10 protein-coding genes are annotated in these 12,332 nt (G+C 74.0%); 3 read left to right on the forward strand and 7 right to left on the reverse strand.

Going from position 1 to position 12,332, the window contains the following annotated elements; genetic code table 11:
- Nucleotides 1–47: 47 nt before the first annotated feature.
- The 4 genes from RV986_RS17380 to RV986_RS17395 form a co-directional block, all read right to left on the reverse strand.
- Complete coding sequence (locus RV986_RS17380; RefSeq protein ID WP_475918274.1) at nucleotides 48–3,527, reverse strand: SAV_2336 N-terminal domain-related protein; 3,480 nt, start codon at nucleotides 3,525–3,527, stop codon at nucleotides 48–50.
- A 7-nt stretch (nucleotides 3,528–3,534) separates the two neighbouring features.
- The gene (locus RV986_RS17385; protein WP_475918275.1) at nucleotides 3,535–4,719 is read right to left on the reverse strand and encodes an AAA family ATPase; all 1,185 of its coding nucleotides are present in this window, start codon (nucleotides 4,717–4,719) and stop codon (nucleotides 3,535–3,537) included.
- A 118-nt stretch (nucleotides 4,720–4,837) separates the two neighbouring features.
- Nucleotides 4,838–7,171, reverse strand: a complete 2,334-nt coding sequence (locus RV986_RS17390; RefSeq protein WP_475918276.1) for a VMAP-C domain-containing protein — start codon at nucleotides 7,169–7,171, stop codon at nucleotides 4,838–4,840.
- Nucleotides 7,168–7,767 (reverse strand): CU044_2847 family protein, encoded by a 600-nt coding sequence (locus RV986_RS17395; RefSeq protein ID WP_475918277.1) that lies wholly within the window; start codon nucleotides 7,765–7,767, stop codon nucleotides 7,168–7,170. Before RV986_RS17395 ends, RV986_RS17390 begins: the two co-directional genes overlap by 4 nt.
- Before the next feature lie 170 nt (nucleotides 7,768–7,937).
- On the opposite strand from RV986_RS17395, the gene RV986_RS17400 reads away from it, so the two are divergent.
- The gene (locus tag RV986_RS17400; protein ID WP_005312030.1) at nucleotides 7,938–8,120 is read left to right on the forward strand and encodes a DUF6104 family protein; all 183 of its coding nucleotides are present in this window, start codon (nucleotides 7,938–7,940) and stop codon (nucleotides 8,118–8,120) included.
- Nucleotides 8,121–8,220: 100 nt separating this feature from the next.
- Here the strand turns inward: RV986_RS17400 and RV986_RS17405 are convergent, their stop codons facing one another.
- Entirely contained in the window at nucleotides 8,221–9,111 is an 891-nt protein-coding gene (locus RV986_RS17405; protein ID WP_475918278.1) for a hypothetical protein, read from the reverse strand.
- Between the two features lie 213 nt (nucleotides 9,112–9,324).
- On the opposite strand from RV986_RS17405, the gene RV986_RS17410 reads away from it, so the two are divergent.
- A complete protein-coding gene (locus RV986_RS17410) occupies nucleotides 9,325–10,215 on the forward strand; it encodes a DUF4097 family beta strand repeat-containing protein (RefSeq protein WP_475918279.1) in 891 nt (296 codons plus the stop codon).
- Nucleotide 10,216: 1 nt separating this feature from the next.
- Nucleotides 10,217–11,419 (forward strand): PadR family transcriptional regulator, encoded by a 1,203-nt coding sequence (locus tag RV986_RS17415; RefSeq protein WP_475918280.1) that lies wholly within the window; start codon nucleotides 10,217–10,219, stop codon nucleotides 11,417–11,419.
- Between the two features lie 129 nt (nucleotides 11,420–11,548).
- Here RV986_RS17415 and RV986_RS17420 read toward each other — a convergent pair whose 3' ends face one another.
- Nucleotides 11,549–12,115: a Clp protease N-terminal domain-containing protein gene (locus tag RV986_RS17420; protein WP_475918281.1), complete on the reverse strand. Its 567-nt coding sequence runs from the start codon at nucleotides 12,113–12,115 to the stop codon at nucleotides 11,549–11,551.
- On the reverse strand, nucleotides 12,115–12,324 hold the full coding sequence (locus tag RV986_RS17425) for a helix-turn-helix domain-containing protein (RefSeq protein ID WP_475918282.1): 210 nt from the start codon (nucleotides 12,322–12,324) through the stop codon (nucleotides 12,115–12,117). Before RV986_RS17425 ends, RV986_RS17420 begins: the two co-directional genes overlap by 1 nt.
- Between the last annotated feature and the right edge of the window lie 8 nt (nucleotides 12,325–12,332).

Below are 12,332 nucleotides of genomic sequence, written 5' to 3' on the forward strand. Positions count from 1 at the left end.
TCTCGCCTTCTACGTCGACTTCTGCTTCTCCGTCGACCGGCCCGTGCTCACTCCAGCTCGGCCAGCCGTTCCACCGTCTGCCGAGCCGTCGGCTCCCCCGTGGCCACCGCGTCCTCCGGCAGCCGCGACCACTCCGCCCGCGCCGCCCGATAGGCCTCGCGCGCGGCGCGCGGGCGTGCCGCCGCCTGATAGGACATACCCCGCCAGTGGTGCGCCTGCGCCCCCAACTCCACGGCTTCCTGACGCCGCCGGTCGGTTTCGGCCGCTTCCTCCGCCTCGCGTGCCGCCTCCGTGGCGCCGCGGAAGGCGTCGACGGCCTCGTCCAGCCGCGCGGGCCGGCCCAGGCTGCGGTACGCCTCGAACTGGGCCTGGCCCAGTTCGAGGAAGCAGTGGGCGGCCAGCAGCGGATCGCCCGCCTCGGTCGCCTCGGCGGCGGCGAGCCCGAACAGGTGCTCGGCCTCACGCAGGTCCACCCGGTCACCCCGGGTCCGATGGCGCAGCATCAGCGCCCTGCCGAGCAGCAGCAGACGGTGGGCCAGCTCCCCGCTGCCCGCCGGGGTCTCGGTGCGGCAGTCGCGCAGCACCCTGATCGCCCGGGACAGCGCCTCGCGTGTGGCGGCACCGTTGTGCAGCATCGCCCGGCGCAGCAGCACCTCGCCCCATTCGGCGAGGACATCGGCGTGCGCGGGCGCGTCCCGGGGCACCCCGCGTGCGGCCCGCTCGAAGTGGTCCGCGGCCCCCTGGAGCTCGCGCGGGTCGCCCGTCTCGTCGTAGCGCGCCACCCGGATGCGCCCGGCGCGCACCCACAGCGAGGCGCGCAGCCCCTGCTCACGGGTGAGCCCGAGGGCCTCGTCGACCCGGGCCTGGGCCTCGTCCAGCGAGCTGCCCGACTTCAGGAGGGCGTCGACGAGGTCGAGGAGGATGCGGACGCGGACGCGGTCGCGGGAGGGCTCGCCGGAGAGGGGGAGGGCGGGCTCGGGGCCCGGGTCCAGGGCGTCGCTGAGCGAATGGACGCCCTGTTCGGCGTAGAGGCGGGCCTGTTCCGGGTCGGCCGTGGCGCCGGAGAGGCGGAGCAGGACACGGCCGTGGGCCAGGGGGAGTTCGGGCGGGCGCTCACGCCGGTCGGGCCAGGCGTCGGCGAACGCCTCCAGCATGCCGACCGCGCCCTGCAGCAGCGCGCTGTCGCCGCCGAGCCGCCACTGGGCCTCCAGCGCGCGTACCCGTTCCAGGGTGAGCCGCAGGGCCTCGGGGGTCTCCAGGTCGGGCGCCGCGCAGGCCACGGCGTACTCGCGGTCGGCGCGGCGCAGCAGATCGAGCGCGCCGTGCCGGTCGCCGCGGCGCCTGCGGTCGGTGGCGGCGGCGTGCAGCACCCGGGCCAGCACGGCCCGCTCGCGCAGGGCGCGCGGGTGCGCGACGGCGCGCTCGGCGGCCGTCTCCGCCTCCCGCAACAGCTCCGCGCCGCCTTGCACCTCCCAGAGGCGGAGCAGGCAGTTGGCGTACTCGGCCCACAGCTCGGGGTCCGCGTCCCCGGGCCGCTCGTGTTCGGTGGCGCCGCGCAGGAGCTGTACGGCGTCGATGAGGTCCTGGACCATGCCGTCGGTGTCGAACTGTGCGACCAGGGTGCGGGCCCGCGGCACCGCCGCGTGCGTGGGCCGCTCGTCCCGCGGGTGGGCGCGTCCCCGGCCGCCGAGCAGCGCGAACTGCTCCGGCAGCGGCATGAAGCGCTCCAAAACGCGCGCGGCGACCTCGGCGAAGGGCTGCGGGACCATGGGGGCGCCGCCGTGGTCGCCGTTCACCCCGTTCTCCCCGTTCTCGCCGTTCTCGCCGGGGTGGGCGGCGGGCGCGTACGGGCGCCCGGAACCGCCGTCTCCGAGCTGCGCGAGCGCCAGGGCGGGGAAGTTGGGGCCGCCCTTGCCGAAGCGCTGCTCGATGTACTCGGAACAGTGCTTGAGCACGAGCATGGCCTCGTCCCGCCCCAGCGGCGACAGGAGCGCCTCCTGCACGCCGGGCGCGAACGCGTACCACTGGGCGCCGTCCGCCCCGTACTCCTCCGCCCTGGCCCGCGAGATCAGACCGCTGAGCAGCACCTCGGCCAGTTCGGAGGGCCCGGAGTCGGGGAGCATGGTCCGCTGGACGAGCTGCATCACGGGCAGGCTGAGCGGGGCCGCCGCGAGGTAGCCGGCCAGCCGTCCGGCGGCCTTGGAGGCGTGCGAGCGGAAGCGGCTGACCAGTTCGAGCGCGGACAGCGTGCGCCCGGGGCGGGCGGCCGCGGCCGGCTGGTGATCGGGGCGCACCCAGCCGACCGCGCCGGGCACCGGACCGGCACCGGCCCCGGACAGCAGCCGCGCCCAGGCGCCGAGCGCCACGGGCTCGGGCGGCAGCACGGGCACCGGAAGCGCGCCCGCGCGCACCTCCGGCGGGGTGCCCGTCGGGAGGCGGACCTTCAGCGCGGACCCGCCCGCGAGTCCCTCGCCCCGCGTCAGCTCGCCGTACGACACGGGCAGTCGGGTGCGGTTCCACATGCGCTGCGGCAGCGGCTGAAGCACGGCGGCGGGGCCCTGCCGGGACAGGTGGTGCAGCAGCCGGTGGGCGTGGCCGCTGTGCCACAGCGGGCCCGCGCAGTCGCTGACCAGGAGGGTGATCCGGCGGCCCGTGGGATCGCTCAGCCGGTCCGCGGAGTGCAGCGGGGCGGCGTGCGCCTCCGGGCTGCGGCTGACCGCCGGTTCGCCGTCCGGGCCCTGGTGCAGATGGCTGACCTGGATGTCCCAGAAGGCGCCCAACTGGCCGAAAACCTGCTCCAGTTCGGCGAACATCCGGTCCCACACCCGCATCGACGAGGACGCGTCCATCACCAGCTGGAGCGCGGCGTCGGCCCGGGTCACCCCGCGGAAGACGGGCAGTACCAGCCCTCCGGCGCGGGCGCTCAGCTCCGCCGTGGCCGTCTCGTCGAGGGTGGTGCGCAGCGGCGGCGCCGCGGTCCGGTAGCCCTGCAAGGGCCGCAAAGCGCGCTGGAGTTCGAGTGGGGAGGGGAACGCGGGCGCGGCCGGTACCCCCACCGGAAGCGCGGTGGCACGGCCCGGGCCGCGCGTCCGTGCTCCGCCGTCCTGCGGCACGGGGTACAGGGCCACCCGCCGGTCGGCCCCCGCGACCTGCGGCGGGACGACCCGCTCGGCGGGCGACGGCGGTGCGGTGTCGGAGCCGGCCGGGCGTTCCCCGGCGAAGTCGCGCCCGGCGGGCAGGTCACCGGGCACGGCCACGCCGCCCTCCCCCACCACCTCGGCGCCGTCCGTGGGGCGCGCCCAGCGGGCCAGCCAGAGCGCGTCGCACAGCTGGTCGGCGTCGGGGTCGAGCCCGATCTGCCGCAGCCGGGCGACGAGTTCGGCGATGAGGTCGCCACCGGTCCCCCCGGAGCCGGGCCCATCAGGGGACACAGGGGGTACGGGGGGCACGGGAGGAACGGGGGGCACGGGAGGAACGGGGGGCACAGGAGGTGCGCCAGGACCGTGGCGCGCCGCGGCGTCGGGCATCAGCTCGTCACCTCGGGCGGTCGAGTCGCTGGATGAGCAGGTCCGCGAGGCGGTCGCGGCTGGGTGGGGCGGCCGCGTCGGTGAGGTAGATGGCGTTCAACAGCTGGTCGGCGGCGACCAGTTCGCTGCGGGAGCGCTCCAGGAAGTGGGTGATGAGGTCGTCCCCGGCACGTGCGGCCTCGTCACCGAGATGGGCCCGTACGAAGGTGGCCAGCCGCTTGTGGTCGGGCCGGCCGAGCTCCAGGTGGATGCAGCGGCGCATCAGCGGGGCCGGGAAGTCGCGCTCGCCGTTGCTGGTGAGCACCACGAAGGGGAAGGCACGGCAGCGCACCCGGCCGTCACGCACCCGCGCCTTGGTGCCGTCGGCGGTCAGCACCTCGGCCTCGCCGCCCGGCAGCCGGTCGGCGACGCGCTCCAGCTCGGGGACGGCGAACTCGCCCTCCTCCAGCACGTTGAGCAGATCGTTCGGCAGGTCGATGTCGCTCTTGTCGAGCTCGTCGATGAGCAGCACGCGCGGGGTGTCGGAGGGCAGCAGCGCGGTGCCCAGGGGGCCGAGCCGGATGTAGCTGCCGATGCCTTCGACGGAGCCGGGAGCGACCGCCCCGGACGTACCAGACGTACCGGACACACCGGGCGTCTGGGGCGTCTGGGGCGTCGCCGATGTCGTCGATGTCGTCGATGTCGTCGGTGTCGTCGGTGTCGTCGGTGTCGTCCAGGACGAGCCGCCCGCCGCGATCTGCACGTCCTGGAGCCGGGCGATCGCGTCGTAGTGGTAGAGGCCGTCCTGGAGGGTGGACCGGCTGACGATCGGCCACCGCAGCACATTGCCGAGACCCAGTTCGTACGCCACCGAGTGCGCGAGCGTGCTCTTGCCCGCGCCGGGGCTGCCGGTGACGAGCAGCGGGCGGCGCAGATAGAGCGCCGCGTTGATCATCTCGAGTTCCTCGGCGCCCGGCCGGTGCAGCTCGGCCAGATGCCGGTGCGCGCCGAGCCTGCGGTCCTCGGAACCGTCCCCGACGCCGTCCCCGACGCCGTCCCCGGCCCTGTCGCCGGCTTCGCTCCCTGCACCGCCCCTCCCGGCCTCGTCCCGGCTCGCGAAGTCGCGCCAGGGGGGTGGGGCCGGGAGGCGGCCTATGCCGTCGTGGGGTTCACCGGCGCCTCGGTAGATGAGCCACTCGCTGGATTCGGTCATTGCCCAGTCCACCCAGTCCTCGTCGTCACTCGTCCGCATGGCAGCCGCCGATCGTGCTCACCGTATCGACCCTCGGTAGGGCTCGTAAGAGTTCGGTGGGACAGAGCGCGGGGTGGGCTCATGGCGCCTCCAACAGGTCGCCCGTGCCGGGCAGGGGCCGGTGCGGATCGTCGTAGAAGAGGGCGATGCCGTCGGCCCAGTACGTCTCCGCCCGCCCGGCGCGCACCCCCGCGCGCAGCGCGTGGACGAGCTCCGGGAGCCGCTCCGCACTACCCGCTCCCGCGACCGTGTCACCCGCTCGGCGGTGGAACTCGCCGCACACCGCGTCGGGCCGGCCCCGCCAGCGCCGCCACAGCGCGACGCCGAAGCCGCCGTGGACGATCCGCACGAGCGCCGCCGGGTCGTCCTCGAACCGGTGGTCGCCGAAGCGGCAGAGCACCGGCACGGTCCGGTTGGGCAGCCCGCGCAGCGACTCCGCCGCGGGCACGGGTACCCGTAACCCGTCCTCGCAATCCAGGACTTCGGCCTGAGCGCCGTGCGTGTGGACCCAACGCCACCGGTCCTCGCGCTCGTGGTGCTCCTCGTCGGCGGACATCTCCGGGGCGGCGGAGGCGTCCTCGGCGGAAAGCTGCTCCCAGTCCGCGCACCGCACGACGACCGGCCGTTGGGCGCCGAGCGGCAGCCCGAGCCCGCCCGGGTCGACCCGCCAGGCGTCCACGTCGAGCCCGAGCATCAGGTAGGGCAGCGCGACCTCCAGGACCGCGGGCGCCCCGGGTTCGTCACAGTGCCGGAAGGCCTCCGCCAGGGGCGCGGCGAGTCGGCGGGGGTGCTCCTCCAGCAGCGTGCGCTGCCCCTCCTGGACGCTCACCACCTCGTCGGCCGGATGGACCACGGAGACCCGCCAGTCGCAGCGGTCCGTCTCCCAGGCGCACTGCACCAGTTCGAGCCGGACGAACGAGCGGGGCGCGCGCTTGGCGACGTGCGCCGGGGCGTGCCCCGACGACGCGTCCACGCGCCGCGCGACCGCCACCTCGGCCTCGGCCTCGGCCGCGGCCTCGCCAGGAGCCCGCACAGCCCCTGCGGCATCCTCCGCCACATCCCGTACGGCACTCCCTACAACACCCCCCACCACATCCCGTACGACATGTCGCGGCACACCCGTCGCGTCCGGTACGCCGTCCATGGAGCCTGGCCCGCCACGGCGCGGCGCCGTCCGGGGTGCGGGCGGGCGCGGGGGCATCCGGAACAACTCGATCCGCCGCTGTGCGAGTTCCCGGCGGTACCGGGGGCCGAGTCCTTCCGAGGCCTGTCGCACCCACTCCCACAGGGCCCGCACCGCGCCCTGCGTGCCGGGCAGGAAGTAGGGGCGTTCGGCGGACATGACACTCATCGCGTAGTTGAGGACGAGTTCCAGCGCGGCGTCCTCACGCGAGCTCTCGTACAGCGCGCCCAGACCGTCGCGCCAGCCGCGCGGCGCCGGGTGCGGGATCGCGGCCTGGCTGCCGAGAAGGGGTTCGAGAAGTGCGAGCAGATCGCTGGTGCTGACCGGCGGCGGAAGGTCCGCGAGCCTGCCGAGCAACTGGGTGCGCTCGTCCGGGCTGAGGGCGCGCCCCGGCCGTGCGCCGAGCTGGCCCTGTACGTCGGCCCAGGTGCTGCGGCCGGGGTCGGGGTGGCGCTGCCGGTCCCGGTGGTAGCGATCGTGGGCGTGGAAGACGGCGTGGTAGAGGTCGTCGTGCTCGGCCTTGACCCCGTCCACGGGGACGGGCAGGGACCGTAACTGCTCGACCCCCGTGGAGGTGCCGCCGAGCCCCCGGTCCGCCTGCGACTTCAGGACGCCGACGACCTCCCCGCGTACGGGATCGACCACCGGCCCGCCCGAGACGCCGGGCGGCAGCACGTCGCCGCCCAGGCGTATCTGCTCGTCCGTGGACCAGCCGCCGAGGGTGCCCTGCACCGAACAGGTCCCGATCATCCGGCGCAGCTCGCCGCCCACCACGGACCAGCCGGAGTAGAGGACGGTCGCCTCGCCGTAGTAGGCGGCCGGACGTTCGGTGACGTACGCGCAGTCGTGGTCGACGGGCTCGCGCAGCTGGACGAGCGCCAGGTCCGGGGCCGGCCAGTTGCCCCGCCGGACCCCGGAGAGTGCCTTCGAAGGGATCTCCGGAAGGGCCGTCGCCACCTCGCCGACGACGGCGGACGTACCGCGCCCCGGCCCGGTCTCGTAGACCACGGTGACCTCGCCCCCCTCCCCACTCCGTGCCACGTGTGCGCAGGTGAGAACCCAGTTCGGAGCGATGAAGAAGCCGCTCCCGAGGAACGTGCCGGGTTCCTCCACGTCATACCCGGCCCCCGCGCGATGGATGCGCACGGTGGCCGCCATGACGAGATCACGGAGTGCACGGTGAGCGTTCTCGGGGCCTCCGGGTGCGCCCCGGGCGTGCCCGTCCGTCATGCCGCGCCCCTGACGGAGGCATCGTCTGAGCCCCCGTGCGCCTGGGCGCCGGAGGACGCGCCCCCAGCGCCGGCGCGTCCGGGAATGCGGAGGCGCTCGGGATCCCGGGGGTCGTCGGGGTCGTCGGGGTCCTCAGGACTCCGAGGGTCTCCAGAGCCACGCGGGCCTTCAGAGCCACGCTGGCCTTCGGGACCCCGCGAATCTTCGGGACCCCGAGGGTCTTCGGGACCCCGAGGGTCGTCCAGATCCGGTGGACCGCCGTTCCAGGTGAGCGTCACCGTGAGCCCGCCCTTGGCCTCGCCGTCCGCGAGGAGGCCGACCACCTTGCCGGCCTTCGCCGTCAGCTCGATCCCGAACTCCACGCTGACCTCGTCGGGGCGCACGGCGCGCAGCGGCGCCGCCAGCGAGCGCGCGACACTGACGATCACCGACTGCAGGCTCTCGACCTGCGCCTCCACCCGCTCGCCGAACCCGGTGTCCGTGAAGGACAGCGCCCCGGACGGCTCCTCCAACTCCTCCGCGCCCGATATCCGGGCCCACACCGGCGTCCCGTCCGGCATTTCGATCCGTGCGATCCGGGTCACTTCGTCACCCATGACATCCCCCGTCACCCCGTTCCCCCACGCCCCCGTGGTACCGCCCGCCGGTTGCGGCAGGCTAGCCGCAGGGGGGCGCCCGCGACAGAGGACCTCCGCACTCAGTGCGCCCCCCACCTATCCTTTTCTTCCCACCCTTCCACTTCAATTTCACCGACGGAGCACCATCCATGTACTTCACCGACCGTGGCATCGAGGAACTGGAGAAGCGGCGCGGCGAGGAGGAGGTCACCTTCGAGTGGCTCGCCGAGCAACTGCGTACGTTCGTCGACCTCAATCCGGACTTCGAGGTGCCGGTGGAACGGCTGGCGACGTGGCTGGCGCGGCTGGACGACGAGGACGACGAGGAGTAGGCCCCCCGCCCGCCGACGTCAGGACGCGAGCACGGGCGCAGACGTCGAGGCGCGAGCACGGGCGCAGACGTCAGAGCGGGGGGCCACGGGTGCGCGTGCGTCAGTCGAAGGCGCGCAGCCGGTCGTACGCGAGCCGGAGCGCGCCGTGGACCATCAGGAGCGCCCCCGCGACGAGCCACCCGCCGCTACGGTGCCGTATGCCCCAGGCGGTGAGCGGCAGTCCGACGGCCAGTTGCCCGGCGGAGAGGACATCGGCCCGGGGCCCGTGCGCCCAGGCACCCGCTCCGGCACCCTCGATCGCGTCCAGCTCGGCCCGAACCGCCGCACGCCATCCGCCCCCTTCACGCCATCCATGCCATCCACCCCACTCGCCCCACTCACCCCAGCCACTCCACTCACTCGCCTCGATCGGCTCGGCACCGGGCTGGATCCGGGCCGCGTCGAGGAGCCGGCCGGTGGGCTCCCCGGGGCCGAGCCCGGCCGGAAGGGCCAACCCCGCGCGCGTGAGGACGGCGAGCAGCCCCCGCAGGCGCGCGCGGGCGTCGGCGCCGGGGGCCGGCTCGGTCAGCGGGTCGAGCGAGCGCATACCGAACACCGGGTCGAGGCCGAGCCGGGCGGCGAAGGTGCGCATCGCCTCGTCCTCACCGACCGGGGTGCCGTTCGCCAGCCATTCGTAGCCCACAGCGCGCCGGAACCCCGCGGCGAGGGTGAGTCCGCTGTGGTCGGCGTCCCACCACAGGGCCAGTACGGGCCAGGGGGCGCTGACGGCGAGGGCGGTTGCCCACCCGGAGACGACACGGTCGACCGGCTCGGCGCCGTGCAGCCAGGGTGTGCCCTCGGGGACCAGCACACTCCACTCCGGGCCCGCCCGGGTGAGCAGCATCCGCTCCCTCAGCAGCCGGGCGGCCGGGCCTACGGACTCGGGTCCGGCCCGGCAGAGCAGCAGGGCGCCGGTGGCCTTGGCGTGAGGCGCGTCGGGCGTCGTGGACATGGTCATACGGTAGGTCGATTCATCCGCGAATCGCCCCTTTTACTCCCCCACGCCCGGACCGACGGACATCCCGCACCCCCAAACGAGTGTCTTGACTTTCCGTATCCGCGATATATCGTGAATAACGCAAGACGCGATATGGCGCGTCGAGTCCGGTCCAAGTACACGCCACGGCCTGGTCCGGTCCGGTCCGGTCATTGGGAGGTCTGCACCATGTCAGAGTGGTCCGTCGCAGAGCCGAGGAAGCTCGCCTTCGACGCCCCCGTGACGGCACTCCATGTGCGCGTCGTCAACGGAACGGTGAACGTCGTGGGCACCGACGAGAGTTCCGCCCGACTCCAGGTGTCCGAGTTGGAGGGCCCGCCGCTGCAGGTCACCCAGCAGGACGGCATACTCACCGTTGCGTACGAGGACCTGCCCTGGAAGGGCTTCCTCAAGTGGCTCGACCGCAAGGGCTGGCGCCGCAGCGCCGTGGTCTCGCTGGCCGTCCCGGCGGGCACCCGCGTCGAGGTGGGCGTGGTCGGCGCCGCCGCCGTGATCTCGGGGGTGGAGGGCCAGGTGGAGGTCAAGGGCGTCACGGGCGACACGACACTCGTACGGATCGCCGGCCCCGTCCGGGTGGGCACCGTCTCCGGCAGCCTGGAGGCCCAGGCCGTCACCGGCGACCTCCACTTCAACTCCGTCTCCGGCGATCTGACCGTGGTCGAGGCCTCGGGCTCCCGTGTGCGCGCCGACTCGGTGAGCGGCTCGATGATCGTGGACCTCGACCCCAAGGGCACCCCCACCGACGTACAGCTGTCGAACGTCTCGGGGGAGATCGCCATCCGCCTCCCCCACCCCGCCAACGCCGAGGTGGAGGCCAACACCGCCAGCGGCACGGTCTCCAGCGCCTTCGAGGACCTCCGGGTCAGCGGCCAGTGGGGCGCCAAGAAGATCACCGGCCGCCTGGGCGCGGGCAACGGCAGGCTGAAGGCGATGACCGCCTCCGGCTCCATCGCCCTGCTCCGCAGGCCACCGACGGAGGACGAACCGTACGAGGCCGACCCGGCCGCACCCACCGACACGGCCGCGTCGTCCGGCCCGACCGACAAGAAGGTGCTCTGACATGCCCCCCGTCTTCGCCCACGGCCGTCTGCGCCTCTATCTGCTGAAGCTGCTGGACGAGGCCCCCCGCCACGGGTACGAGGTGATCCGCCTCCTTGAGGAGCGCTTCCAGGGGCTGTACGCGCCCTCGGCGGGCACCGTCTACCCGCGGCTCGCGAAGCTGGAGGCAGAAGGGCTGGTCACCCACACCAGCGAGGGTGGCCGCAAGGTGTACTCGATCACGGACGCGGGTCGCGCCGAACTGGCCGACCGCAGCGGTGAACTGGCCGATCTGGAGCTGGAGATCCGCGAGTCGGTCGCCGAGCTCGCCGCGGAGATCCGCGCCGATGTGCGGGGCGCGGCGGGCGATCTGCGCCGGGAGATGCGGGCGGCGGCCTCCGAGGCCCGGCACGGCACCAGGGGCGCGGCCTCCGCCACCGGCAGACTCGGGGACAAGGGGGACCAGAGGGACAGCGGCCAGGGCGGGGCCTCCGGAGAATACGAGGGCTTCGGGGACCACCAGGACAAGGAGTCGTGGCGGGCCGCGAAGGAGGAGATGCGGCGCGTCAAGCAGGAGTGGAAGGAGCAGGCCCGGCGCGCGAAGGACGAGAGCCGCCGCGCCCGTGACGAGGCCCAGCGCGCCCGGCGCCAGGCCAAGGAGACCCAGGAGCGGGTCCGCGCCGAGGCGCAGCAAGAGATGCAGCGCATGGCCAAGCGGGTCCAGGACCAGGTCCAGGACCACTTCGCACGCGGCGACTGGCCGACGGGGGTCCGCGAAGGCCTGACCGAACTCGCCAAGGAGTTCGGCGACTTCGGCAAGACCTTCGGAAAGGACTTCGCCAAGGAGTTCGGCAAGGACGCCGGCACGACAGGCACGGCCGGTACAGCCGGCACCACAGGCGCAACAGACATAGCGGGTGCAACAGGCACGGCAGGCGGGACCGACACCGCGGAAGCCGCGTCCGGACGCCCCAGGGACCCCGAATACACCTTCACCCCCGACGACATCCCAGCCGACTACACACCCTCCTGGGCCCACGAGGACTCCACCGGTACCGGTGACCCCGCCCGCGACCTCGACCGCCTCCTGGACCGCTTCCGCGACGACATCCGCGACGCGGCCCGCGATCACGGAGTCACAGAGGACCAACTCCGGTCGGCCCGCAGCCACTTGTCGACAGCGGCGGCCCACATCGGAGCGACACTGCGCACACCCCGGGCCTGACCTTCGGCAGCACGGGGGCGGGCCGGGGGGGGGGAGGACACGCAACCACCCGCAGATCCACCACCCCACCCACCCCGCGCACCCCACCCCACCCCACCTCACCTCATCTCAGCCCGACCCGACCCCGTCTCACCCCGCCTTGGCCTCCCCGCCCCCGTACAGCACGCGCGTCACCGCCTCGTGCGTGACCCTGTGATCGGCGAGCACCTCCGCCGGCACGCCGGGCCGAACGGTCAGAGCCATCAGCAGATGTTCGTCGCCGATGTACCGGTCATGACGGGCAAGCGCCACCCGTAGGGACCCCGTCAGCACATCCTTGGCCCCCTGCGCGAACGGTCGGCGCCGCGAGCGCCGCCCGCCTCCGCGCCGCGCCCCCGACTCCAGCGCCCCCACCCCGTGCGCCTCCTCGACCCGGGAGACGATCTGCGAGACATCGACGCCCAGCCCGGACAGCGCGTCCGCGTCGGCGCGGGAGAGCCCACCCCGCCGACGCGCCTCGCCGAGCTCCCGCTCCACCGAGTCACGCCGCTCGGCCACCCCCAGCGACGCCAGCACGAACGACGCGCGACTGCCCTCCCGGTCCAGGAGGGCAAGGAGCATGTGCTCCTCCTCAACCGTCTCGGCACCGGCCCGCTCGGCGTACCCGATCGCCCCCTCGACCACGGCCCGGGCGTCCTTCGTGAACCGTTCGAACATCACTGCCTCCCGTACTTCTTGTGCACGGCCTGCCTGCTCACTCCGAGTCCCGCGGCGATCTCCTGCCACGACCAGCCCTGATTGCGCGCACTGCGCACCTGTACCGCCTCCAACTGCTCCAGCAGCCTCCGCAGCGCGGAGACCGCCCGCAGCCCGATCCGCGGATCGCGGTCACCCGCGCGCTCGGCGAGGTCCGTTGCTTCGGTCATGATGTCAA

This window comes from Streptomyces sp. RLA012 (assembly GCF_056270325.1).

Coding starts and splice junctions, on each gene's coding strand:
- RV986_RS17380 (WP_475918274.1), bottom strand. CDS start 3,527: ATGCCCGACGCCGCGGCGCGCCACGGTCCTGGCGCACCTCCTGTGCCC.
- RV986_RS17385 (WP_475918275.1), bottom strand. CDS start 4,719: ATGACCGAATCCAGCGAGTGGCTCATCTACCGAGGCGCCGGTGAACCC.
- RV986_RS17390 (WP_475918276.1), bottom strand. CDS start 7,171: ATGACGGACGGGCACGCCCGGGGCGCACCCGGAGGCCCCGAGAACGCT.
- RV986_RS17395 (WP_475918277.1), bottom strand. CDS start 7,767: ATGGGTGACGAAGTGACCCGGATCGCACGGATCGAAATGCCGGACGGG.
- RV986_RS17400 (WP_005312030.1), top strand. CDS start 7,938: ATGTACTTCACCGACCGTGGCATCGAGGAACTGGAGAAGCGGCGCGGC.
- RV986_RS17405 (WP_475918278.1), bottom strand. CDS start 9,111: ATGTCCACGACGCCCGACGCGCCTCACGCCAAGGCCACCGGCGCCCTG.
- RV986_RS17410 (WP_475918279.1), top strand. CDS start 9,325: ATGTCAGAGTGGTCCGTCGCAGAGCCGAGGAAGCTCGCCTTCGACGCC.
- RV986_RS17415 (WP_475918280.1), top strand. CDS start 10,217: ATGCCCCCCGTCTTCGCCCACGGCCGTCTGCGCCTCTATCTGCTGAAG.
- RV986_RS17420 (WP_475918281.1), bottom strand. CDS start 12,115: ATGTTCGAACGGTTCACGAAGGACGCCCGGGCCGTGGTCGAGGGGGCG.
- RV986_RS17425 (WP_475918282.1), bottom strand. CDS start 12,324: ATGACCGAAGCAACGGACCTCGCCGAGCGCGCGGGTGACCGCGATCCG.